Origin of the sequence: Brevundimonas nasdae (assembly GCF_016654005.1) — a bacterium.
Classification (GTDB): Bacteria; Pseudomonadota; Alphaproteobacteria; order Caulobacterales; family Caulobacteraceae; genus Brevundimonas; species Brevundimonas nasdae.
Genome location: NZ_JAEPWN010000019.1, coordinates 1 through 21,337, shown reverse-complemented (window position 1 = coordinate 21,337; position 21,337 = coordinate 1). Strand labels below are relative to the sequence as shown.

At 65.7% G+C, this 21,337-nt stretch carries 27 protein-coding genes; all 27 read left to right on the top strand.

Going from position 1 to position 21,337, the window contains the following annotated elements; genetic code table 11:
* The first annotated feature begins 625 nt into the window (after window positions 1-625).
* Window positions 626-952 (top strand): DUF736 domain-containing protein, encoded by a 327-nt coding sequence (locus tag JKF87_RS17920; protein ID WP_041535876.1) that lies wholly within the window; start codon window positions 626-628, stop codon window positions 950-952.
* A gap of 307 nt (window positions 953-1,259) precedes the next feature.
* Window positions 1,260-1,526, top strand: coding sequence for a helix-turn-helix domain-containing protein (locus JKF87_RS17915; protein WP_045811379.1), 267 nt, complete (start codon window positions 1,260-1,262; stop codon window positions 1,524-1,526).
* Window positions 1,527-1,622: 96 nt separating this feature from the next.
* Entirely contained in the window at window positions 1,623-1,883 is a 261-nt protein-coding gene (locus JKF87_RS17910; RefSeq protein WP_201101242.1) for a DNA -binding domain-containing protein, read from the top strand.
* Window positions 1,884-2,012: 129 nt separating this feature from the next.
* Window positions 2,013-2,354, top strand: a complete 342-nt coding sequence (locus JKF87_RS18695; protein ID WP_370874365.1) for a transcriptional regulator domain-containing protein — start codon at window positions 2,013-2,015, stop codon at window positions 2,352-2,354.
* The gene (locus JKF87_RS17905; protein WP_317134896.1) at window positions 2,248-2,775 is read left to right on the top strand and encodes a DUF2285 domain-containing protein; all 528 of its coding nucleotides are present in this window, start codon (window positions 2,248-2,250) and stop codon (window positions 2,773-2,775) included. Before JKF87_RS18695 ends, JKF87_RS17905 begins: the two co-directional genes overlap by 107 nt.
* Window positions 2,776-2,911: 136 nt before the next feature.
* The gene (locus tag JKF87_RS17900) at window positions 2,912-3,193 is read left to right on the top strand and encodes a helix-turn-helix transcriptional regulator (RefSeq protein ID WP_201101240.1); all 282 of its coding nucleotides are present in this window, start codon (window positions 2,912-2,914) and stop codon (window positions 3,191-3,193) included.
* An 18-nt stretch (window positions 3,194-3,211) separates the two neighbouring features.
* A complete protein-coding gene (locus JKF87_RS17895; RefSeq protein ID WP_201101239.1) occupies window positions 3,212-4,372 on the top strand; it encodes a replication initiator protein A in 1,161 nt (386 codons plus the stop codon).
* Entirely contained in the window at window positions 4,369-5,022 is a 654-nt protein-coding gene (gene parA / locus JKF87_RS17890) for a ParA family partition ATPase (protein WP_201101238.1), read from the top strand. Before JKF87_RS17895 ends, parA begins: the two co-directional genes overlap by 4 nt.
* A complete protein-coding gene (locus JKF87_RS17885; protein ID WP_201101237.1) occupies window positions 5,019-5,270 on the top strand; it encodes a hypothetical protein in 252 nt (83 codons plus the stop codon). The genes parA and JKF87_RS17885 overlap by 4 nt, the downstream gene beginning before the upstream one ends.
* Window positions 5,267-5,788 carry a DUF2840 domain-containing protein gene (locus JKF87_RS17880; RefSeq protein ID WP_201101236.1) on the top strand — a complete coding sequence of 174 codons (522 nt, stop codon included), beginning with the start codon at window positions 5,267-5,269 and terminating at the stop codon, window positions 5,786-5,788. The genes JKF87_RS17885 and JKF87_RS17880 overlap by 4 nt, the downstream gene beginning before the upstream one ends.
* The gene (locus JKF87_RS17875) at window positions 5,785-6,330 is read left to right on the top strand and encodes a S26 family signal peptidase (RefSeq protein ID WP_370874366.1); all 546 of its coding nucleotides are present in this window, start codon (window positions 5,785-5,787) and stop codon (window positions 6,328-6,330) included. The genes JKF87_RS17880 and JKF87_RS17875 overlap by 4 nt, the downstream gene beginning before the upstream one ends.
* Window positions 6,309-6,746 carry a DUF736 domain-containing protein gene (locus JKF87_RS17870; RefSeq protein WP_236261495.1) on the top strand — a complete coding sequence of 146 codons (438 nt, stop codon included), beginning with the start codon at window positions 6,309-6,311 and terminating at the stop codon, window positions 6,744-6,746. Before JKF87_RS17875 ends, JKF87_RS17870 begins: the two co-directional genes overlap by 22 nt.
* A 69-nt stretch (window positions 6,747-6,815) precedes the next feature.
* Window positions 6,816-7,529, top strand: a complete 714-nt coding sequence (locus JKF87_RS17865) for a lytic transglycosylase domain-containing protein (protein ID WP_201101235.1) — start codon at window positions 6,816-6,818, stop codon at window positions 7,527-7,529.
* Between the two features lie 243 nt (window positions 7,530-7,772).
* Window positions 7,773-9,512 carry a relaxase/mobilization nuclease domain-containing protein gene (locus JKF87_RS17860; RefSeq protein WP_201101234.1) on the top strand — a complete coding sequence of 580 codons (1,740 nt, stop codon included), beginning with the start codon at window positions 7,773-7,775 and terminating at the stop codon, window positions 9,510-9,512.
* A 26-nt stretch (window positions 9,513-9,538) separates the two neighbouring features.
* On the top strand, window positions 9,539-11,530 hold the full coding sequence (locus JKF87_RS17855; RefSeq protein WP_201101233.1) for a conjugal transfer protein TraG: 1,992 nt from the start codon (window positions 9,539-9,541) through the stop codon (window positions 11,528-11,530).
* 4 nt (window positions 11,531-11,534) lie between these two features.
* Window positions 11,535-11,984 (top strand): CopG family transcriptional regulator, encoded by a 450-nt coding sequence (locus JKF87_RS17850; protein WP_201101232.1) that lies wholly within the window; start codon window positions 11,535-11,537, stop codon window positions 11,982-11,984.
* Between the two features lie 168 nt (window positions 11,985-12,152).
* Window positions 12,153-13,136, top strand: coding sequence for a P-type conjugative transfer ATPase TrbB (gene trbB, locus JKF87_RS17845; RefSeq protein WP_201101231.1), 984 nt, complete (start codon window positions 12,153-12,155; stop codon window positions 13,134-13,136).
* Entirely contained in the window at window positions 13,133-13,465 is a 333-nt protein-coding gene (locus JKF87_RS17840; protein WP_012110081.1) for a TrbC/VirB2 family protein, read from the top strand. The genes trbB and JKF87_RS17840 overlap by 4 nt, the downstream gene beginning before the upstream one ends.
* Complete coding sequence (locus tag JKF87_RS17835) at window positions 13,465-13,746, top strand: VirB3 family type IV secretion system protein (RefSeq protein WP_012110080.1); 282 nt, start codon at window positions 13,465-13,467, stop codon at window positions 13,744-13,746. The genes JKF87_RS17840 and JKF87_RS17835 overlap by 1 nt, the downstream gene beginning before the upstream one ends.
* Window positions 13,747-13,760: 14 nt before the next feature.
* On the top strand, window positions 13,761-16,211 hold the full coding sequence (gene trbE / locus JKF87_RS17830; RefSeq protein WP_201101230.1) for a conjugal transfer protein TrbE: 2,451 nt from the start codon (window positions 13,761-13,763) through the stop codon (window positions 16,209-16,211).
* Window positions 16,212-16,216: 5 nt separating this feature from the next.
* Window positions 16,217-16,996, top strand: a complete 780-nt coding sequence (trbJ, locus tag JKF87_RS17825) for a P-type conjugative transfer protein TrbJ (RefSeq protein WP_201101229.1) — start codon at window positions 16,217-16,219, stop codon at window positions 16,994-16,996.
* A 10-nt stretch (window positions 16,997-17,006) separates the two neighbouring features.
* Window positions 17,007-17,291: a putative entry exclusion protein TrbK-alt gene (trbK-alt, locus tag JKF87_RS17820; protein ID WP_012110076.1), complete on the top strand. Its 285-nt coding sequence runs from the start codon at window positions 17,007-17,009 to the stop codon at window positions 17,289-17,291.
* A 3-nt stretch (window positions 17,292-17,294) separates the two neighbouring features.
* Window positions 17,295-18,656, top strand: coding sequence for a P-type conjugative transfer protein TrbL (gene trbL / locus JKF87_RS17815; protein WP_201101228.1), 1,362 nt, complete (start codon window positions 17,295-17,297; stop codon window positions 18,654-18,656).
* Entirely contained in the window at window positions 18,653-19,342 is a 690-nt protein-coding gene (gene trbF, locus JKF87_RS17810) for a conjugal transfer protein TrbF (protein ID WP_045811397.1), read from the top strand. Before trbL ends, trbF begins: the two co-directional genes overlap by 4 nt.
* Window positions 19,339-19,788 (top strand): TrbG/VirB9 family P-type conjugative transfer protein, encoded by a 450-nt coding sequence (locus JKF87_RS18715; RefSeq protein WP_442320021.1) that lies wholly within the window; start codon window positions 19,339-19,341, stop codon window positions 19,786-19,788. The genes trbF and JKF87_RS18715 overlap by 4 nt, the downstream gene beginning before the upstream one ends.
* Window positions 19,789-20,319, top strand: coding sequence for a TrbG/VirB9 family P-type conjugative transfer protein (locus JKF87_RS18710; RefSeq protein WP_425541905.1), 531 nt, complete (start codon window positions 19,789-19,791; stop codon window positions 20,317-20,319).
* On the top strand, window positions 20,316-21,257 hold the full coding sequence (locus tag JKF87_RS17800) for a TrbI/VirB10 family protein (protein WP_201101227.1): 942 nt from the start codon (window positions 20,316-20,318) through the stop codon (window positions 21,255-21,257). The genes JKF87_RS18710 and JKF87_RS17800 overlap by 4 nt, the downstream gene beginning before the upstream one ends.
* Window positions 21,258-21,337: the final 80 nt, after the last annotated feature.

The window sequence follows — 21,337 nt, the reverse complement described above, 5'->3', positions numbered from 1 at the left end:
CATGGGCATGCTCAACCACCATTTCGCAGCAGCCGCCTGATCGGCGCAGAGCGACAGCCTACCTCTGACTGCCGCCAATCTTTGCAACAGAGCCCCTTTGCCCTCCACGCCATCTGGTCGCCCGATGGGGAAGCGGCATCGCGAAGCATCGGGCGACCACCTGTCACGGAACGATGGAGCGCGTCGGGGCGGCAACGACATCGTGGCCGGCAGCCCCTCAGCGTCGAGGCGTTTCGTCAGAGCTGGCGGAATGGCGAAATGCGCAGCGCAGGCCTGTTCAAGGGAGGTCTACGCCTGTGATCGCCGGTCGGACTTCCCAGGCCAATGCGAAGGTCGCCGCCGTCTCCGCCGTCGATCCGTCCAGCACCCGCACCAAAACGGCCTCTTCAATGGCCTGATCTGGCCGAAGGACGGCTTTGCCTCGAGCGCCTAAGCCACAACGGCTGGCCCCGACTTTCTTCCCCTGCCGGCTGCGCCGTCATTCCTCGCGAAACAACAAAGTCGCGCCTGCGCCATCCTCCGCTTTGCTGCGGTCGCAAGCGATGTGTCGTCGCTCGCCTCCGTCCGGTCGATCGCCATCGAGGCCGCAATGGTGCGGGCTCGAAACGGAAAAAGGAGACTTACAATGGCGACCATCGGCACCTTCAAGAAGACCGGCTCAAACGAATTCGGCGGCGAAATCGTCACCCTCAGCGTCCAGGCCAAGGGCGTGCGAATCGTCCCCGACCTGCGCGCCAGCGGCGAGAACGCCCCCAGCCACCGGGTCCTGGTCGGCCGCGCCGAGATCGGCGCCGCCTGGTCCAAGCGCTCCAACGAGGGCCGCGACTATCTGGGCCTCAAGCTCGACGATCCGAGCTTCAACGCTCCGATCTACGCCAACCTCTTCGATGACGAGGACGGCGAAGGTTACTCGCTGATCTGGTCCCGCCCCAACGGCCGCCGCGCAGACTGAGGCGGCGTCACGAGGCCCCGACCGAAAGGTCGGGGCCGCCTTCCTGCTCAAATCGCACCGAAACGCAGATGCGTGTTCCAAATAGTCGGGTCACACCGAAGGCGCGCTCTTCCAGCTTTACTGCAAAAGCCAGCCCGCAGACCCTTCGCTTCACTGACGACAACGCCTCGATTGCCCGAATCAGCAAATCGGCGCCAGCACGACACGGCCCTTCGGCAACCTCTTTGAGCTGGCAGAAACGGGCCAATACGACTAAAATAGCCGTAGTTCTGGAGCGCGCGCCGGTTGCGATGGGAGGTGATCATGCATGATCACCGCCCGACAATCACGGGCCGCACGCGCGTTGCTGGGTTGGACACAGGAGACGCTCGCTGACAAGGCCCGCCTATCGCTGACCGCGCTCAAGCGCCTCGAATCCGAAAGCGGGCTCGATGTGTACGAGACGACGCGCGACCAGGCACGCAGGGCCTTGGAAGCTGCCGGCATCGTCTTCCTGTCGACCGACCGAGGGCAAGGAGTGCTGCTGGTCGATGATCGCGGAAACAAGCCGAACCGATCTACAGGCTTACGCTGACCTGTGGGCAGCCAGGTTCCTCATCATTCGCACTGTCTCCATTTCGGATCAAACATGGTTAATAGACAGGCACCGCATATTCGCCGAGTCTGCACCATGACCGCACCATTCCAGGACCTCGCGCCATCGGGGCAAGATCTCACCGATTACGACAAGTCGCACGCCAAACTATACATGCGCTTGCTGGATGCGGCCGCTGACGGCGCGCATTGGGAGGAAGCCGTGCGGGTGCTGTTCGACCTTGATCCCGCCCGTGAACCCGAACGCTGCCGACGCATCCATGACAGCCATCTCGAACGCGCCCGCTGGATGACACACACCGGCTATCGGCATCTCCTGAGACAGGCTCAGCGCTGAGAGGCTTGCGAACCTGCGTGATGCCCTTTCGACATCACGCAATGCCCTCCGCCGGACTTCCAACACCCTCGTCGTGTCCCGAAAAATCACACGCTCGACTTACGCGCACCACGCGGGAGAGTTGATGCGATGAGGCCCGATACATCGAACTGGCGAGACGACCGCAGCTACGATTTCTTCGATACACTGCCGATCGAAGGTCTCGCCTGGGAGTGCCTTCGCAGATACCGCCCTTATCAGGACGATTACGCCAGTCTGGTCGATGCTGGCGCCGAGACTCAGCCGCTGCCTGACGACAGGCAGCAGCGCTGGGGGTTGCGATTTCCCCGCAAGACCAGGTCGTTCTGCCCTACAGCAACAGGTGGTGTGGTCGCCGCAGAGCGATCCCGCCGTCCTCTTTCTGACAGCACGGCCGAACTTTCTGCCGTCCAGCTCAAACAGCCTCGCCGACAGCTTCGCTGCGGGCCGTGATGGCCCTGAAGGAGCCTATGCAGGTCTTCCCGAGCACGACCTCCAGCTACTCTTCCTACCCGGCATATCCGCACACGACCAGCTTGCGGCGGTCGTCCCCATCGATGACGACATCCTCGATCGCATTGATGCGCTGACACGCCTCGCGCGCGCCTGGCTCCAGCGTCCGCCATTGCGCGACACGCGCATGACCGCCGAGCAGCGCCGCCGCTTTCGCCTCAAACTTCGTGCTGCCGACGGCCGCATGAACGGCGCGACCTATCGCGACATCGCCATCGCAATCTATGGCGCGGCGCGCATCGATACCGATCCCTGGAAGACCTCGCCGCTGCGGGATGCCGTGATCGCCTTCGCCGAAGCCGGATTGGCCCTCATCGATGGCGGCTATCTGCACCTGCTTCGGCATCGTCGGCGCACCTAGCCTGCGCCAACAACAGGGGTGGGGAATTTAGCCATCCCAAGTCCCCCATCCATCCCGCCGGAGGTTCTCCGCCACCGTTGTCGCTGTCAGCCGCTGATCGCCAGCGACCCCCAGCAACCCCACGGAGGCCCGCCCCATGCGACCCGATACCGCCGCGCTCCCGCCACGCTACCTGCGGACCAAGGAAGCCGCTGAATTTCTCAGCCTGTCTGCGCGCACTCTCGAAAAACACCGCACCTACGGCACTGGTCCGGCCTATCACAAACTCGGCGGGCGCGTCGTCTATTCGGTCGACGATCTGGAGACCTGGACCGAGCGCGGCGCCGTGACCTCGACGTCCGATCCGCGCGGCTCCGTGCTTCCCGCAAAGCGCCAGACGCTACCGACCGGCCAGATCGCCGGCCGATACGCACGCTGATCGTGGCTGGTCCCTTTCATGGTGGTGCGTCGTCGTGACCCTTCGGAGCGTGGGCAGCTCGACCTGTTTCGCGCGCTTCCCGGCGACTTCGCGCCACGAGACGCGCAGGATCTCATGGCCTATCCCTTCTTCTCCCTCTCGAAATCACACCGCATAGCGCCGATCGACTTTTCGGCGGGCGGCGTCTCCATCCGGGTAGAGGCCGTTCCCGATCATGGCATGGCCACGATCTGGGACGCCGACATCCTGATCTGGGCCGCGAGCCAGATCGTCGAGGCCCGCGACGCGGGCCTGCGCACCTCGCGTCTGATGGCGGCGACACCCTATGAGATCCTCACCTATGTCGGGCGCGGCACATCCATGCGCGACTATCAGCGGCTCAAGGCCGCGCTCGACCGGCTGCAATCGACCACCATCTCGACGTCGATCCGCCAACCCGCTGAAGGCCGCCGTCACCGCTTCTCGTGGATAAACGAGTGGCAGGAGCGCACGGATCGCCAAGGACGACCGGATGGCATCGAGCTGATCGTCCCCGACTGGTTCTACAAGGCCGTCCTCGATGACGCGCTCATCCTCACTATCGACCCGGCCTATTTCGATCTCACCGGCGGCCTCGATCGCTGGCTCTACCGCATCGTGCGCAAACACGGCGGCCGTCAGCGCGGCGGCTGGCGTTTCGACCTACGCCACCTCCACCTCAAATCCGGCAGCCTGTCGCCGTTCAAGCGCTTCGCCTTCGAACTGCGAAACATCGTGCGGCGCCAACCACTGCCCGGCTACCTCCTGTCGCTCGAAGTGGAAATCGGCGGGCGCACGCTGCTGGCTTTCGAGCCACTGGCCGCCTGTGGAAAACCTGTGGGCGGCCTCGTGCTATCGGGAACCCGACCTATCGTGCCATCGGGAACCCGAGGCTCGTGCCATCAGGAACCCAGTCCGGCCTTAACTTCTGGAAATCGTGGGCGGATTCGCGCCCTTAACTTAGAGTCTAACCAAGAATCTAACTTTGAAGAGCGCGCGCGCGATGTGGAAAACCTCATCCGCACCGCCGCAGCGAACCTCCGCGCCGCCGGCAAATCACCGCGCAAGGGTGCTCCAGCAGCTCAGACGGGCCGGAAAGAGAGCGAACCGGCTTCCCCCGATCAGCTTCCGCTCCTCGATCCGCCTGGAGGTGCGCGATGATCGTCGCGTTCCTCAACCAGAAAGGCGGTGTCGGCAAGACGACGCTGGCGCTCAACCTCGCCGGCGAACTCGCCGGGCGCGGTCAGCGCGTCACCCTTATCGACGCGGACCCACAGGGCTCGGCCCTCGACTGGTCTGAGCAACGCAGCCATGAGGGCCTGCCGCGCCGGTTCGGCGTCGTCGGCCTAGCGCGCGACACGCTCCACCGCGAAGCGCCGGAACTGGCCCGCGATGTCGACCACGTCGTCATCGACGGCCCGCCGCGTGTCGCAGCCCTCATGCGCTCGGCGCTGCTCGCCGCCGACCTCGTGCTGATGCCGGCGCAGCCGTCGCCGCTCGACGGCTGGGCATCGGCCGAGATGCGGGCGCTGCTCGGCGAAGCCCGCGTCTATCGCCCGGAACTGGTCGCCCGCTTCGTGCTCAATCGCTGCGGTGCGCGCACCGTCCTGGCCCGCGAGACCGCCGAGACCCTGGCCGATCACGATCCACCGTTGCTCGCCACCACCATCGGCCAACGTATCGCCTTCGCCGCCGCCGCGCAGACCGGCCGCCTGGTGGCCGAACTCGCCGATGCGACATCGGCCACACGCGAGATCGCGGCGTTCGCCGACGAACTCCTGCGTCTGCGGATCGACGGGGGCGCACAATGAACGAACGATCCCCGCGTCGCAGCTTCGCCTCGCGCCCCGCCGACCCCGACCAATGGATCAAGGCTGCGGACAACGCATCACGCGCAGCTAACGTCGCTGCGTTCACCGCCAGGCTCACCATCGATGTGACGCCCGAACTGCGCGGCCGGATCAAGATCGCCGCGTTCGGGCGCGGCGTCACCGTCGCCGACATGCTGCGCGAGCTGCTCGCGCATGAATTTCCCTCGACACCAGGAGACCCCACATGACCGGCACTGCGGCTCCCCGCATGCGCGGCGGCCCGCTGCCGTCAGCGCTCCCCCATAACAGCATGACTCACGTCGAACTGACGTGGGTCGAGAAGAAGATCGAATACTGGATCAGGTTCGGCCGTGAGGCACATGAACAGATCCTCGACCGCCGCCGGCGTGTCGTCTCCTTCCGTCCGAACACCGTCTTTGCGTTCGTGCGATGGGCGGCCAACGATTTCGGCACGATCATCTCGCGCATCGATATCGTGCGCGCAGTTGAGCCCGGAGAGCCCTACCAGACGCTGCCCTTTGTCCGGCCGGGCGGTGAAATCCTGCTCAGGATCGACGGATGGCCAAAGGTCGAAGACGTGCTGCGCCACGTCGATGCCATTGAAGCGATCGGCATCGAGGCGGACGCCGTTTCGCCGGAACACTGGCGGCACGTCCACAACCGGATGGCGGCTGGACATCAGCCGCGCGCCTATACGCTCGACCAGCATCGCGCCTTCCTCCTGCGCCGGAGGACACAGTCGTGACGCGCGCCGGTCTCTTCCTCGTCATGGCTCTCGCGACCGCGGGCATCAGCTATCCGGCGCTCACCCCGATGCCGATCAAGCTCCTGTGGAACGCATCGGCGAGCGCCCCCATCGGCTTCTACACGATCGACTTCGATGGCCCGTTCGACGTCACCGATCTCGTTGCCGTCGATGCGCCCGAGCCGCTCGCGACCTTCATGGCCGAACGCGGCTATCTTCCCAAAGGCGTCCCGCTGCTGAAGCGCATTCTCGGCGTTTCCGGGCAAACCGTTTGCCGCTCGAACTCCTCTATCACGATCGATGGCGTCGAGATGGGCGATGCGCTGCCACGTGATCGTGCCGGGCGCGGCCTCCCGGTCTGGCAGGGCTGCCGCCGTATCCCGACCGGCGAAGTCTTCCTCATGAACTGGCAGGTCCGCGACAGCCTGGACGGTCGCTATTTCGGCCTGACCGCCACTGACCAGATCATCGGCCGCGCCGTCCCCCTGTGGACCGAAGAGGACGGAACGGGCCGCTTCGAATGGCGCGCACCGACGCGATGAACACCTCGCCATCGGCGGAAGCGGTGTTCGCCGATGGCTTTCCCAACGCCGCCGCAAAGGAAGTAATCATGCCTCAGATTGGTCAATTCACGCGCCAGGACACGGGCTTCGCCGGCAAGCTGGAGACGTTCACGCTCTTCCGCGATGTCGTCATCGTTCTGGCAGAGCCCTCCGACGCCGAGAACGCGCCGGATTACCGTGTTCACGCCCGCGACGATGGCAAAGCCGAAGCCGGTCCGGAAATCGGCGCGGGCTGGAAACGCACCGGCGAGCGCGCAGGCGAATACGTTGCGCTGCTGATCGACGACCCTGCGCTGCCGCAGCCGATCCGCGCCAATCTGTTCCGCGACGATGACGCCGGGAACGCTTGGTCGCTGCACTGGTCGCGCCCGCGCGACCGCGCCGGGAAGGACTGACCGATGTCCGGTCCACGTCCAGCGATAAGCCATCGGGATGCGGGCGGGCGGCATCACGCCGTCCGGCGCATGGCCTTCCTTCTCCTTTCCGGCCTGGCCCTCGCAGCGGGCGCAACGGACGCCGCTCTTGCCCAGTCCGTGTCGGCAGCGCGCACGGTCGCTGGCGATCCACACGCCGCCTTCGTCACCGAAGCCTCGCAGCGGTTCGGCATTCCCGAACACTGGATCGTCGCCGTCAAACGCGCCGAAAGCGCCGGCGATGTGCGCGCCATATCGTCGGCCGGCGCGCTGGGGTTGATGCAGGTCATGCCCGATACCTGGGCCGCGCTTCGCGTTCGCTATGGGCTTGGGCGTGATCCCTACGACCCGCGCGACAACATCCTCGCAGGCGCTGCCTACTTGCGCGAAATGTTCGACCGCTATCGCACGATCCCCGCAATGCTCGGCGCCTACAATGCGGGACCTGGCCGCTACGATGAATACGTCCAGACCGGCCGCGCCCTGCCAGCCGAAACGCGGGCCTACATCGCGCTGCTGGCTCCGCAGCTAGGCGCGCCATCGCCGTCGAGCGCGCCATCGGTTGCGCCGCCACCGCCGCCGGATTGGCGGGAAGCGCCGCTCTTCGTCGTGCGTTCCGCCGACGCTCGTTCGGCAACATCGTCATCGCAAAGCGCGCGGTCGAACGATAGCCGCTCCTCCGTCGCGGCGCGCGCTCCCGATACCGTCGAAGACTCGAACGCTGCTATCGTGGTCGCTCGCTCTGACGGGGGAACGCCCCGATGAGCTGCGGAAGTATCCTTCGCACTCTGTCGCATTCCGGCGTGACATGGAGGGCACAAGGGGGAGAGGCAGGCACAACAACCGCACGATGGCAGGATAAAAGGCCGCACATTGCGCGTCGGTCGGGCGGTTGTATTTGCAGGATATTTTGGCGCGCTCCGCACATTGCCGTGCTCATCGGCAATGTGCGCCTGACGCCCAATTGCCTGTATCAGCGCGATTTTTCGGACATTGCGGGCTCGCGTCATGGCCGATGACCACGAGTTTCGTGTTCGGCCTGGGCGCATCCGATCGACCCGCGCGCAGTCGGCTCGGCCCTTCATCGCGCAGGCGCTGGCTGCGGCGAAGAAGGCGGGCAGCGGCGTCTCGCGCTCCGGGCGCGTCGTTGCCGCCAATCGCTCGCGCTTCGGCCGAGGTCAGCGCGCCAGCATCCAGGCGAACCGTCTCATCACCGCGCGCACGCGCGGCGCAGTCATCAAGGCCCGCGTCGTGCGGCACTCCGGCCGCACCGCGCCGCTCGGCACGCATCTCGATTATCTCCGCCGCGATGGCGTGACCCGTGATGGAGAAAAGGCCCGGCTGTTTGGGCCGGGAACGGAGGAAGCTGATGGCCGCGCCTTCGCCGGGCGATGCGAGGATGATCGCCATCATTTCCGCTTCATCGTCTCACCGGACGACGCCGTGGAGATGTTGGACCTCAAGTCCTTCACCCGCGATCTTGTCGGCCAGATGGAAAAGGATCTGGACACGCGGCTCGATTGGGTCGCGGTCGATCACTGGAACACCGAGCATCCACACATCCACCTGATCGTGCGCGGCGTCCGCGACGACGGCCAGGACCTCGTGATCTCGCGCGACTACATCAAGGAGGGCATGCGTGATCGCGCGCGTGACCTCATCACACAGGAGCTTGGCCCGCGCACCGATCTCGATATTCGCCGCACGCTCGAACGCCAGATCGAGGCGGAACGCTTGACGCAACTCGATCGGCAGCTTGTCCGCGACGCTGGAAAGACCGGCGTCATCGATGTCGCCCCGGAGATCGGCCGCCAGCCCGACGCCTACGCCGTCGAAAAGGTGGGCCGCCTGCGCAAACTCGCAGCCCTCGGCCTCGCCAGTGAAGTCGGACCTGGGCAGTGGATGATCGACGATCAGGCTGAGGTGACGCTGCGCCAGCTCGGCGAACGCGGCGACATCATCAAGCGCATGCACCGCGCGCTCACCGAACGCGGTATCGACCGCGGCTCGGGCAACTATGTCCTGGCTGGGGAAAGCCTCGACGTTCCGGTCATCGGCCGTCTGGTCGAGCGCGGCCTCGATGACGAGCTGAAGGGAACGGCCTACGCCGTGGTCGACGGCGTCGATGGTCGGACCCACCACATCCGCTTGCCGCATCTCGATGCGGCAGGGGACAGCGCGCCGGGGTCGATCGTCGAGCTGCGCAGCTTCGAAGATGCTCGCGGCGAACGTCGCGTCGCACTGGCCGTCCGCTCCGATCTCGATCTCCAGCATCAGGTGAACGCCTCGGGCGCCACCTGGCTCGACCGGCAGTGCATCGCCCGTGAACCCGTCGCCATGTCGGAGGGCGGCTTCGGCGCCGAGGTGCGGCACGCGATGCGACAACGGGCGGAGCATCTGGTCCACGAAGGTCTCGCCGAACAGCAAGGCCGCCGCGTCATCTTCAGCCGCAACCTGATCGAGACGCTTCGGCGCCGTGAGGTGGGCGCCGTTGCCGACCGGCTCGCGAAGGAGACGGGCCAGCCATTCAAAGCGGCCGGCAATGGCGAATATGTCGCCGGCACCTATCGCCAGCGCATGACGCTCGCATCCGGCCGCTTCGCGATGATCGATAACGGCCTCGGCTTCCAGCTCGTGCCTTGGTCGCCGTCCCTCGAAAGCCAGCTCGGCAAACACGTCTCCGGGGTCGCCCGCGGCGACGGCGGTGTCGACTGGAGCTTCGGCCGCAAGCGGGGGCTCGGCCTCTAATCACCTAAGAAGAAAGGACCGCAGCAATGTCCGCGACCAAAATCCTGTGGGGCCAGATCGCCGTCGTCTTCCTCATCGTGCTGCTCACCACCTGGGCGGCGACGCAATATGTCGCATGGAGCCTCGGCTTTCAGGCGCAGCTCGGCACGCCCTGGTTTTCCCTGTTCGGCCTACCGATCTACTATCCGCCAGCGTTCTTCTGGTGGTGGTATTTCTACGACGCCTACGCGCCGGAGGTCTTCGCCAAGGGCGGGATGATCTCGGCGTCGGGCGGCTTCATCGCCATAGCCGTCGCCATCGGCATGTCGGTCTGGCGCGCCCGCGAAGCAAAAAGCGCGGCGACCTACGGCTCCGCCCGCTGGGCGGGAAAGGACGAAGTGAAAGCCGCGGGCCTGCTCAGTCCCGACGGTGTCGTGCTCGGCCGCTATGATCGCGACTATCTCCGTCATGACGGCCCCGAGCATGTGCTTTGCTTCGCCCCGACCCGATCGGGCAAGGGCGTCGGCCTGGTCGTGCCGTCCCTGTTGACCTGGCCGGGCTCGGCCATCGTCCACGACATCAAAGGGGAAAACTGGCAGCTCACCGCCGGTTTCCGCGCCCGGCATGGCCGCGTTCTGCTGTTCGACCCGACCAACCCCAAATCGTCGGCCTACAATCCGCTGCTCGAGGTGCGCCGCGGCGAATGGGAAGTCCGCGACGTTCAGAACATCGCTGACATCCTGGTCGATCCCGAAGGCTCGCTCGAAAAGCGGAACCATTGGGAGAAGACCAGTCATGCCCTGCTGGTCGGCGCCATCCTGCATGTCCTCTACGCCGAAGACGACAAGACATTGGCCGGCGTCGCCGCTTTCCTCTCCGATCCGAAGCGCCCGATCGAGTCGACGCTTGCCGCGATGATGAAGACCAGCCACCTCGGCGAGGCAGGGCCGCACCCCGTCATCGCCAGCGCCGCGCGCGAACTACTCAACAAATCGGACAACGAACGCTCGGGCGTGCTCTCCACCGCCATGTCGTTTCTCGGCCTCTACCGCGATCCTGTCGTCGCCGAGGTGACGCGGCGCTGCGACTGGCGGATCAGCGACATGGTGGGCGGCAAGCGCCCGACCACGCTCTACCTTGTCGTGCCGCCGTCCGACATCAACCGCACCAAGCCGCTGATCCGCCTGATCCTCAATCAGGTCGGTCGACGTCTCACCGAGGATCTTCACGCAAAGGCCGGACGGCATCGCCTGCTGCTCATGCTCGACGAGTTTCCCGCCCTCGGCCGCCTCGATTTCTTCGAGTCCGCGCTGGCCTTCATGGCTGGCTACGGCCTCAAGAGCTTTCTGATCGCTCAGTCCCTGAACCAGATCGAGAAGGCTTACGGCCCGAACAATTCGATCCTCGACAACTGCCATGTGCGCGTTTCCTTTGCGACGAACGACGAAAGGACCGCGAAGCGGGTCAGCGACGCGCTCGGAACCGCGACCGAGATGAAGGCGATGAAGAACTATGCCGGGCATCGGCTCTCGCCCTGGCTCGGCCATTTGATGGTGTCGCGCTCGGAGACCGCGCGACAGCTCCTGACACCAGGCGAAATCATGCAGCTCCCGCCGACCGACGAGATCGTCATGGTCGCCGGGACGCCGCCGATCCGGGCGAAGAAGGCGCGCTACTATGAAGATGCCCGCTTCAAGGAACGCATCATGTCACCGCCGGGGCTGGCGCGGCCTGCTGAAGGTCGGCCCGACGATTGGAGCAAGCTGCCAATCCCCGCGCGCCCGGGCATGGCCGAAAACGCCGCGCCAACGACCATCGGTGACGATGAAGAAGATTCCACCGAGTCCGAGCGTCGGCATCAGCCCGAACTCAACCGGGTGAACCCTATCGAAAAGAAGGCGCCGATCGACAATGAGTTTGAGATCGATTTGCCTGACGACACAGAAGATGCCGCCGCGCGCAACCAGCGGCTGACCCGCGTCATGCGCGGCGTTGCCCGCCAGGTCTCGCTCGATCCCAATGACGGCATGGAGCTGTAGCACCATGACCGGACGCAAGAAGAAGGTGCCGATTTCCGTCTATCTCGACCCCGACATCATGGCCACGCTATCGGACTATGCAGGCCGCCGCGAACAACCGCTCTCCCTGATCGCCGAGGCCGCCATCGCATCCTTCCTGTCGCCGGACGATGCGGAGCGGCGCGAAGCCGTGGTCGCCAAACGCCTCGACCAGATCGATCGCCGTCTCAACCGCATGGAACGCGACATCGGGGTCTCCGTCGAGACAATGGCCGTATTCATCCGGTTCTGGCTCAACACCACGCCGGCGCTTCCGGAACCCGCGGCCCAGGCAGCGCGCGCCATGGTCGGGAAGCGCTACGAGGCGTTCATCGCGGCCCTTGGACGGCGCCTGGCCCAGGGACCGAAACTTCGGCAGGAGATCGTTGAAGATGTCGGCGAGTCGCCGTCCAGCCCGACAGAGAGCGATCCATAGGCTTCGGCGCGCGTGGATCAATAGCATCGCCCAACCGCCGTTCTCCTGTATTTGCACGCCACGCTACTACGACGACCGATACTTGTTGAATCAGCCTGATTCACGGCTCTTTTAATCACCCCGATCCGGGGACCCTCTTTTCCAGCCCCGTCAGGAAGCGGGGCAGGAATGACCAATATCAGCCAGAAGCCGGAGGCGTTCGCGCGCGGTGCGCGCATGCTTCGCACCGCGCTCGGCTCGACCATCACCCATTTTCTCGAAGACCCGGCCGTGGTCGAAATCATGCTGAACCGCGACGGCCGTCTCTGGGTAGATCGCCTCTCCGAAGGGCTGGCCGATACGGGTGAGACGCTGGCGCCTGCCGATGGCGAGCGCATCGTGCGGCTGGTCGCTCACCATGTCGGCGTCGAGGTGCATCCGCGCAGCCCGCGAGTCTCCGCCGAGCTTCCTGAGACGGGAGAGCGGTTCGAGGGCTTGCTGCCGCCCGTTGTCGCCGCACCGGCCTTCGCCATCCGCAAGCCCGCCGTAGCGATCTTCACGCTCGACGATTATGTGGCCGCCGGAATCATGTTCGCCGACCAGGCGGCGACGCTACGCGCAGCCGTGATGGCGCGCGCCAATATCCTTGTCGCAGGCGGCACTTCCACCGGCAAAACCACGCTGACCAATGCGCTTCTGGCCGAGGTCGCCAAGACGGCGGATCGCGTCGTCATCATCGAGGATACCCGCGAGCTTCAGTGCGCCGCGCCCAATCTTGTCGCCATGCGGACCAAGGATGGAGTGGCCACGCTCTCGGAGCTGGTTCGCTCTTCGCTACGCCTGCGCCCCGATCGCATTCCCATCGGCGAGGTGCGCGGCTCTGAAGCTCTCGATCTCCTGAAAGCATGGGGAACCGGCCACCCCGGCGGCATCGGCACGATCCACGCCGGGAGCGGCATCGGCGCGCTGCGCCGCCTTGAACAACTCATCCAGGAGGCCGTCGTCACGGTCCCGCGCGCCCTGATCGCCGAGACCATCGATCTTGTTGCCGTCCTCTCCGGCCGCGGCTCCGCGCGCCGGCTCGCCGAACTCGCCCGCGTCGATGGGCTCGGTCCGGACGGCGACTACGCCATCACCCCCGCAACCCTTGACCGTACAGGAGCGCCATCATGATCCGCACCACCATGCGCGTTCGCCGCTATGCCGCGACGGCCGCCGCCTTCATCTACATCAATCTCGTCCTCGTTCCCGCCGCCCATGCCTCCGGCTCGTCCATGCCGTGGGAAGCACCGCTCCAGAAAATTCTCGAATCCATCGAAGGGCCGGTCGCCAAGATCGTCGCCGTCATCATCATCATCGCCACCGGCCTGGCGCTGGCGTTCGGTGACACGTCCGGCGGCTTCCGGAAGCTGATCCAGATCGTCTTCGGTCTCAGCATCGCGTTTGCGGCGTCGAGCTTCTTCCTGTCGTTCTTCTCATTCGGCGGCGGGGCGCTCATCTGATGGCGGCGGCGTTCGAACAACTCGACGCGGTGCCGGGTTTCACCGTCCCGGTTCACCGGGCGCTGACCGAGCACATTCTGCTCGGCGGCGCACCGCGCGCACTCGCCATCCTGAACGGCACGCTGGCCGGAGCCGTGGGCCTTGGCCTGCGCCTCTGGCTCGTCGGTCTGCTGATCTGGGCCATTGGCCATATCGCAGCCGTATGGGCTGCAAAGCGCGATCCCCTCTTCGTCGAGGTCGGTCGCCGTCACCTGCGCATCCCCGCTCATCTGTCCGTCTGAGGAAGCGCATCGCCATGATGAATCTTGCCGAATATCGCCGCACCGCAACCCGCCTCGCTGACTATCTGCCCTGGGCCGCGCTCGTCGCCGAGGGCGTCGTGCTCAACAAGGACGGCAGCTTTCAGCGCACGGCGCGGTTCCGCGGCCCTGATCTGAACTCCGCGGTCGCCGCCGAACTGGTCGCCGTCGCCGGGCGGCTCAACAACGCATTCCGTCGTCTCGGATCGGGTTGGGCCATCTTCGTCGAGGCGCAGCGGCACGAGGCGTCGATCTATCCAGCGGACCTGTTTCCCGACGCCGCCGCAGCGCTTCTCGATGCCGAGCGCAAAGCCGATTTCGAGGAGGCCGGCGCGCATTACGTCTCCGGCTACTATCTCACCATCACCTATCTGCCGCCGGCCGAGGATGCCGCGCGCACCGAAGCCTGGCTCTATGAGGGCCGCGAACGTGCTGGCATCGATCCGAAGGAAATCCTGAACACCTTTGTCGACCGCACCGATCGCGTGCTGGCGCTGCTCGACGGCTTCATGCCGGAATGCCAGTGGCTCGATAGCAGCGAGACGCTGACATATCTCCATTCGACCGTCTCGACCAAACGGCACCGCGTCCGTGTGCCCGAAACGCCGGTCTATCTCGACGCGCTGCTCGCCGACCAACCGCTCACCGGCGGCCTGGAGCCGCGTCTCGGAACCGCGCATCTGCGCGTTCTCACCATTGTCGGTTTCCCGACCGCGACCACGCCCGGCATCCTCGACGATCTCAATCGGCTCGCCTTTCCCTATCGCTGGTCGACGCGCGCCATCCTGCTCGACAAGACCGACGCGACCAAGCTGCTGACCAAAATCCGCCGCCAATGGTTCGCGAAGCGCAAAAGCATCGCCGCGATCCTGAAAGAGGTGCTGACCAACGAGGCGTCCGCGCTGGTCGATACCGACGCCTCGAACAAGGCGGCGGACGCCGATCTCGCCCTCCAGGAACTCGGCGCTGACTACGCCGGCCAATCCTATGTCACCGCGACGATCGCGGTATGGGACAACGATCCCCGAGTTGCCGACGAGAAGCTTCGCCTCGCCGAGAAAGTCATCCAGGGCCGCGACTTCACGGCCATGACTGAAACGATCAATGCCGTCGATGCCTGGCTGGGCTCATTGCCGGGGCATGTTTACGCCAACGTGCGCCAGCCCCCGATTTCGACGCTGAATCTCGCCCACATGATCCCGCTCTCGGCGGTGTGGGCGGGGCCGGAACGGGACGAGCATTTGGGTAGCTCCCCCTTGCTGTTCGGCAAGACCGAAGGCTCGACCCCGTTCCGGTTTTCTCTCCATGTCGGCGACGTCGGTCACACGCTCGTCGTCGGCCCGACCGGCGCCGGCAAATCGGTGCTCCTCGCCATCATGGCCTTGCAGTTCCGGCGCTATGCCGGTGCCCAGGTCTTCGCCTTCGACTTCGGCGGTTCGATCCGCACCGCCGCGCTCGCCATGGGCGGTGATTGGCACGATCTCGGCGGCGATCTCACCGAGGGCGTGGACTCCTCGGTCTCGCTGCAACCGCTCGCGCGCATTCACGACACGCCCGAACGCGCCTGGGCGGCCGACTGGATCGTCGCCATCCTGATCCGCGAGGGCATCGCAATCACCCCCGAGGTGAAGGAGCACCTCTGGTCGGCGCTGACCTCGCTGGCGTCGGCGCCGGTCGAGGAACGCACGATCACCGGCCTCACGGTGTTGCTCCAATCGAACGACCTGAAGCAGGCTCTGCGACCGTATTGCGTGGGCGGCCCCTATGGGCGGCTACTCGACGCCGAGGCCGAACATCTCGGCTCGGCATCGGTGCAGGCGTTCGAGATCGAGGGACTGGTCGGGACTGGCGCGGCACCCGCCGTCCTCGCCTATCTCTTCCATCGCATCGGCGACCGTCTCGACGGCTCGCCGACGCTGCTCATCATCGACGAGGGCTGGCTCGCACTCGATGACGATGCCTTCTCCGGGCAATTGCGCGAATGGCTGAAGACGCTGCGCAAGAAAAACGCCAGCGTCATCTTCGCCACGCAGTCGCTGTCCGACATCGACAACAGCAACATCGCCCCGGCCATCATCGAGAGCTGCCCGACAAGGCTGCTCCTGCCGAACGAACGCGCGATCGAGCCGCAGATCACGGAGATCTATCGGCGCTTCGGTCTCAACGACCGCCAGATCGAAATCCTCGCGCGGGCCACGCCCAAGCGCGACTATTACTGCCAGTCGCGGCGCGGCAATCGCCTGTTCGAGCTGGGCCTCTCCGAAGTCGGTCTCGCGCTCGCCGCCACCTCCTCCAAGACCGACCAGTCCGAGATCGCGCGCACCGTCGCCGAGCATGGCCGCGAGGGCTTTCTCGCCGCCTGGCTGCGCCTGCGCGGCGCCGAGTGGGCCGCAGACCTCATCCCTGACCTCACGAACCTCACCCCCCAGCAGTCCGAGAAGGAGTAATGACCATGAATACGCTTCGTTCACGCCCGCGCGCGATGTCGCTCGCGGCCTTCATCCTGGCGATACCGCTCGCCGCATCGCCGGTGCTGACCGCGCCAGCGCACGCGCAATTCGGCTTCGGCGGGATCGTCTATGACCCTACCAACTACGCCCAGAACGTCCTGACGGCGGCGCGGTCCCTCGAGCAGATCAACAACCAGATCCGCTCGCTTCAAAACGAGGCGCAGAGCCTCATCAACCAAGCCAAGAATCTGGCGAACCTGCCCTACTCGGCGCTCCAGCAGATTCAACAGAACGTCCAACGCACCCAGCAGCTCCTCGGCCAGGCGCAGAACATCGCTTTCGACGTCCAGAACGTCGATCGGATGTTCCAGCAGCAATATGGCAGCGTCTCACTGTCGTCGTCGGACGCCAAGCTCATCACCGACGCTCGCTCGCGCTGGCAGAACACCGTCGGCGGCTTGCAGGACGCCATGCGCATTCAGGCCGGTGTCGTCGGCAATATCGACAGCAATCGCACGCAGATGTCGAACCTCGTCAGCCAGAGTCAAGGCGCGCAGGGTGCGTTGCAGGCGACACAGGCCGGCAATCAGCTTCTCGCGCTGCAATCGCAGCAGCTCTCCGACCTGATCGCGCTGATCTCCGCCAACGGCCGGGCCACGGCGCTGACTGACGCGGAGCGCGCGGCGGCGGCTGATCAGGGCCGGGAGCAGCGCCGCCGCTTCCTCACGCCGGGCGCGGGCTATCAGCCCGGCAACGCGCAGATGTTCGGCAACGGCAACTGAGGGCGCGGCCATGGACGGCAAGATGCTGGCCCGGCTGGGCGCCATCGTTTTCGTATCGTTCGCCATCACGGCGACGGCGATCGAGATGACCCGGAAGGACGCGGCCCCTGAAATGGAGCGCGTCCACGCTGTCGAACCCAAGCGCGATGCGCTCCGCGAAGGGCAGCGCCGGTGCCAGCAGCTTGGCCAGGCAGCGGCGAGCGATACCGACTGCATGCGCATCTGGGCCGAGAGCCGCGATCGCTTCCTCGGCCGCCCCCCGGCGCCTGCCGTCCCGACAACAGAAGGACGGTGAACCATGGGCGGCGCAGGTGTCATCGACAATTTCCTCGGGGTCTTCACCTCCTACATCAACAGCGGGTTCGGACTGCTCGGCGGCGAGGTCGCGTTCATCGCCACAACGCTGATCGTCATCGATGTGACGCTTGCCGCCCTGTTCTGGAGCTGGGGCGCGGAAGACGACATCATCGCCCGGCTGGTGAAAAAGACGCTCTTCGTCGGCGTCTTCGCCTATCTCATCGGCAACTGGAACAACCTCGCCAAGATCGTCTTCGACTCGTTCGCGGGCCTCGGCCTCAAGGCTTCCGGCACCAGCTTCACCGCGCAGGATCTGATGCGACCCGGCAAGGTCGCGCAGACCGGGCTCGACGCCGCGCGCCCCTTGCTCGAATCCATCTCCGACCTGATGGGCTGGATCGCGTTCTTCGAGAACTTCATCCAGATCGCCTGCCTGCTGTTCGCCTGGGCTCTGGTGCTGCTCGCCTTCTTCATCCTCGCGATCCAGCTCTTCGTTACCCTGATCGAATTCAAGCTGACGACGCTGGCGGGCTTCGTCCTCATCCCGTTCGGCCTGTTCGGCAAAACCGCTTTCATGGCCGAGCGCGTGCTAGGCAATGTCGTCTCATCCGGCATCAAGGTGCTGGTGCTCGCCGTCATCATCGGTATCGGCTCAACGCTGTTCAGCCAGTTTACGGCCGGCTTTGGCGGCGCAACGCCCACAATCGACGACGCCATGGCGATTGTCCTTGCCGCGCTATCGCTGCTCGGGCTCGGCATCTTCGGCCCCGGCATTGCTGCCGGTCTTGTCAGCGGCGGACCACAACTCGGCGCCGGTGCGGCGGTTGGCACCGGGCTTGCCGTCGGTGGTGCGGCACTCGCAGCTGGTGGCGCGGCAGGCTTTGCCCTGAAGGGAGGAGCGGCTGGGATCTCCGGCGGTGCTGCCGCTGTGCGGGGCGGTGCGGCAGCGGCAGGCGGAGCCGCCGCGGCCTACAGCGTCAGCTCGCTCGGCCAGTCCGGCGCAGCCGGTGCCGCCTCTGGTCTCAGCGGTGTCGCCCGCGCGGCCGGAGCAGCCGCCGTGTCGCCCCTGAAACGCGCGACGGCGCGCGCCGCCGAAGGCGTCAAGTCCAGCTTCTCCGAAGGTGCAAAGGCAGGCTTCGGCGCAACGGGCGGCTCCTCGACCATGAGCACGATACCCGGCTCAGGCTCCGCAGGCGAAGCCGCCGCAGCAGCGCCCCGCGACGGTCCGCCCGACTGGGCCAAGCGCATGAAGCGCCATCAGTCCCTCAGCCACGGAACCACCCTCGCAGCGCATGCCGTCAAATCCGGTGACAGCCATGGCGGCGGCTCTTCCGTCAATCTCTCCGAAAGTAACCGCTCATGAGCCTCTTCAAACGACCCGCCGCCCATTATGGGAAATCGCCCGAACCCGAAACACCCTATCAGCGCGCCGCGCAGGTCTGGGACGATCGCATCGGTTCGGCCCGCGTCCAGGCCAGGAACTGGCGCATCATGGCCTTCGGCTCGCTGTTCCTGTCAGCCGGCTTCGCCGCCGCGCTGGTCTGGCAGTCGGCGCGCGGCACCGTCGTTCCCTGGGTCGTGCAGGTCGATCGGCTCGGCCAGGCGCAGTCCGTAGCACCGGCGTCGGCCGACTATCGGCCGACCGATCCCCAGGTGGCCTGGCATCTTGCCCGCTTCATCGAGCAGGTCAGAAGCATTCCGGCCGATCCGATCATCGTGCGCCAGAACTGGCTGCGCGCCTATGACTGGACCACCGATCGCGGCGCCGGCGCGCTCAACGACTATGCCCGCACCAACGATCCCTTCACCAAGGTCGGCAAACAGCAGATCGCCGTCGAGGTTTCGAGCGTGATCCGCGCATCAGCGGATTCCTTCCGCGTGGCCTGGACCGAGAAGCGTTACGAGAATGGCCAGCTCGCGGGCACGGAGCGATGGACCGCCATCCTCACCATCGTCATCCAGACGCCGCGCGACGCCGACCGGCTGCGCGCCAATCCGCTCGGCATCTACATCAACGCCATCAACTGGTCGCGGGAGATGTCCCAATGAGCACATCTCTACGCCTGTCCGGCTCTCCGACTTTCCGTAAATCCGCTTTGGCGACGATGCTGCTCTCAGCAACGATGCTGGCGGGCTGCGCGACCTTCAAACCACCCACTATCAACTACGACAGTGACGTGCCGCCGCTCCCAGCCCTGCCGGCGCCGGTCACGGAACAGCCGCCGCGTCCGCTGCACACGCCTCCTGCCTGGACGGTCGCGCATGGTGGAACCGCCGCGAATACGCCGGGCGGCCGCGTGGAAAACGCTAATGCTGCGGCGCGTGTCGAACCGCGACGCGAGGGCTATTATAACGCCATCCAGATCTATCCCTGGAGCGAAGGCGCGCTTTACCAAGTCTATGCCGCGCCCGGCCAGATCACCAACATCGCGCTCGAGCCGGGCGAAAATCTGACCGGCGCAGGTCCAATCGCCGCCGGTGACACCGCCCGCTAGATTGTTGGTGATACCGAAAGCGGTTCCGGCCTCTCACGCCGCGTCCACATCCTCGTCAAGCCGACGCGCCCTGACATCACCACGAACCTGGTCATCACGACCGACCGCCGCATCTATATGCTCGAGCTGAGGGCGGAGGCGAAACCCTATATGCCGGCCGTTGCGTGGGCTTATCCCGCGCTACCGGCATCGCAGCGCGGAACTGTCCCGACGACGCCTATCATTCCCGCTGCCGCCGCGCGTCACTACCGCTACGGCCTCACCGGCGACACGCCGCCCTGGCGGCCGGTCGCCGTCTATGACGACGGCAGGCGTGTGTATGTCGAATTTCCACGCGGCATCGTTCAAGGCGAAATGCCGCCGATCTTCGTCCTCGGCACCGATGGAGAGCCGCAGCTCGTCAACAGCCGCATCCACCAGAACATCCTGATCGTTGACCGCATCTTCGGAGCCGCCGAACTGCGCCTCGGCAGCGGCAAGCAGCAGCAGACCGTCAGGATCGTGCGAACCGATGGGAAACCTGCATCATGAGCGACACCAACCACGACAACGCCGAACCGCTGGAGCAATCGACGCCCGCCGTCGATACGTCATCGTCCATGCGCCTGCGGGCGGAACCTCCGCGTGTCACCCGGCTGTCGCGCAAAGTGCTCGCCGGCGTCGCTGCGGTTGCCCTCGTCGGTATCGGCGGCTCTCTCATCTACGCGCTCCAGACCCGCGACCCTGGCAAGAGCGCCGACGAACTCTATTCGACCGACAACCGCACCACGGCCGACGGCTTGGCCGGCCTGCCACGCGATTACACCGGCCCGGTCCTCGGCCCGGCGCTGCCTGGAGACCTCGGCCGCCCGATCGTCAGCGCGCAAAATCAGGGGCAGCCTGTCGTGCCGCCCGCCATGGCGGCGCCGGGGCCTGATCCCGAGGAGCGACGTCGCCTCGCCGAATTGGAGGCCGCCCGCACCAGCCGCGTGTTTTTCCAGGCTGGTCCGGCCGCAACATCGGCGACCGCTGGCCCGAACGTCCCAGGGCTTGCCGGCATGGCAGCCGGCACGCAACCGGGCGCTCAGACCGCTCAGGATCGGCAGCTTGCGTTCCTCAATGCTCCCGTCGACCGCCGCACCATTGCGGTCGACCGCATCATGGCGCCAGCATCGCCCTATATCCTCCAGGCAGGCGCGGTCATCTCGGCCGCCCTCATCACAGGCATCCGCTCCGATCTTCCTGGGCAAATCACCGCGCAGGTGACGGAGAACATCTACGATAGCCCGACAGGCCGCATCCTCGTCATCCCACAAGGCACCCGGATCATCGGCCAGTACGACAACAGCGTCCAATACGGGCAGAGCCGCGTGCTTCTCGTCTGGACCAGGCTCATCCTCCCGAACGGCCGCTCCATTGTGCTCGAACGCCAGCCCGGAGCCGATACCCAGGGCTATGCTGGTCTGGAAGACGGTGTGACGTGCCTCTGAGTTTTCATCCAGCGGCGACCAGAGTCCTTGGGTTAGTTACGCCTCGCAGCGTGGGGTGAGCAACAGGCCGAGCCGCGCAG

Excerpts from the sequence above, each read along its gene's own strand:
- JKF87_RS17800 (WP_201101227.1), top strand. The coding sequence starts at position 20,316 with ATGAGCGACACCAACCACGACAACGCCGAACCGCTGGAGCAATCGACG.
- JKF87_RS17840 (WP_012110081.1), top strand. The coding sequence starts at position 13,133 with ATGATCCGCACCACCATGCGCGTTCGCCGCTATGCCGCGACGGCCGCC.
- trbK-alt (WP_012110076.1), top strand. The coding sequence starts at position 17,007 with ATGGACGGCAAGATGCTGGCCCGGCTGGGCGCCATCGTTTTCGTATCG.
- JKF87_RS17900 (WP_201101240.1), top strand. The coding sequence starts at position 2,912 with ATGCGACCCGATACCGCCGCGCTCCCGCCACGCTACCTGCGGACCAAG.
- JKF87_RS17895 (WP_201101239.1), top strand. The coding sequence starts at position 3,212 with ATGGTGGTGCGTCGTCGTGACCCTTCGGAGCGTGGGCAGCTCGACCTG.
- parA (WP_201101238.1), top strand. The coding sequence starts at position 4,369 with ATGATCGTCGCGTTCCTCAACCAGAAAGGCGGTGTCGGCAAGACGACG.
- JKF87_RS17880 (WP_201101236.1), top strand. The coding sequence starts at position 5,267 with ATGACCGGCACTGCGGCTCCCCGCATGCGCGGCGGCCCGCTGCCGTCA.
- JKF87_RS17865 (WP_201101235.1), top strand. The coding sequence starts at position 6,816 with ATGGCCTTCCTTCTCCTTTCCGGCCTGGCCCTCGCAGCGGGCGCAACG.
- trbL (WP_201101228.1), top strand. The coding sequence starts at position 17,295 with ATGGGCGGCGCAGGTGTCATCGACAATTTCCTCGGGGTCTTCACCTCC.
- JKF87_RS17910 (WP_201101242.1), top strand. The coding sequence starts at position 1,623 with ATGACCGCACCATTCCAGGACCTCGCGCCATCGGGGCAAGATCTCACC.
- trbE (WP_201101230.1), top strand. The coding sequence starts at position 13,761 with ATGATGAATCTTGCCGAATATCGCCGCACCGCAACCCGCCTCGCTGAC.
- JKF87_RS17860 (WP_201101234.1), top strand. The coding sequence starts at position 7,773 with ATGGCCGATGACCACGAGTTTCGTGTTCGGCCTGGGCGCATCCGATCG.
- JKF87_RS17885 (WP_201101237.1), top strand. The coding sequence starts at position 5,019 with ATGAACGAACGATCCCCGCGTCGCAGCTTCGCCTCGCGCCCCGCCGAC.
- JKF87_RS17850 (WP_201101232.1), top strand. The coding sequence starts at position 11,535 with ATGACCGGACGCAAGAAGAAGGTGCCGATTTCCGTCTATCTCGACCCC.
- JKF87_RS17920 (WP_041535876.1), top strand. The coding sequence starts at position 626 with ATGGCGACCATCGGCACCTTCAAGAAGACCGGCTCAAACGAATTCGGC.
- JKF87_RS17835 (WP_012110080.1), top strand. The coding sequence starts at position 13,465 with ATGGCGGCGGCGTTCGAACAACTCGACGCGGTGCCGGGTTTCACCGTC.
- trbF (WP_045811397.1), top strand. The coding sequence starts at position 18,653 with ATGAGCCTCTTCAAACGACCCGCCGCCCATTATGGGAAATCGCCCGAA.
- JKF87_RS17870 (WP_236261495.1), top strand. The coding sequence starts at position 6,309 with ATGGCGCGCACCGACGCGATGAACACCTCGCCATCGGCGGAAGCGGTG.
- JKF87_RS18695 (WP_370874365.1), top strand. The coding sequence starts at position 2,013 with ATGAGGCCCGATACATCGAACTGGCGAGACGACCGCAGCTACGATTTC.
- trbJ (WP_201101229.1), top strand. The coding sequence starts at position 16,217 with ATGAATACGCTTCGTTCACGCCCGCGCGCGATGTCGCTCGCGGCCTTC.
- trbB (WP_201101231.1), top strand. The coding sequence starts at position 12,153 with ATGACCAATATCAGCCAGAAGCCGGAGGCGTTCGCGCGCGGTGCGCGC.
- JKF87_RS18715 (WP_442320021.1), top strand. The coding sequence starts at position 19,339 with ATGAGCACATCTCTACGCCTGTCCGGCTCTCCGACTTTCCGTAAATCC.
- JKF87_RS17855 (WP_201101233.1), top strand. The coding sequence starts at position 9,539 with ATGTCCGCGACCAAAATCCTGTGGGGCCAGATCGCCGTCGTCTTCCTC.
- JKF87_RS17915 (WP_045811379.1), top strand. The coding sequence starts at position 1,260 with ATGATCACCGCCCGACAATCACGGGCCGCACGCGCGTTGCTGGGTTGG.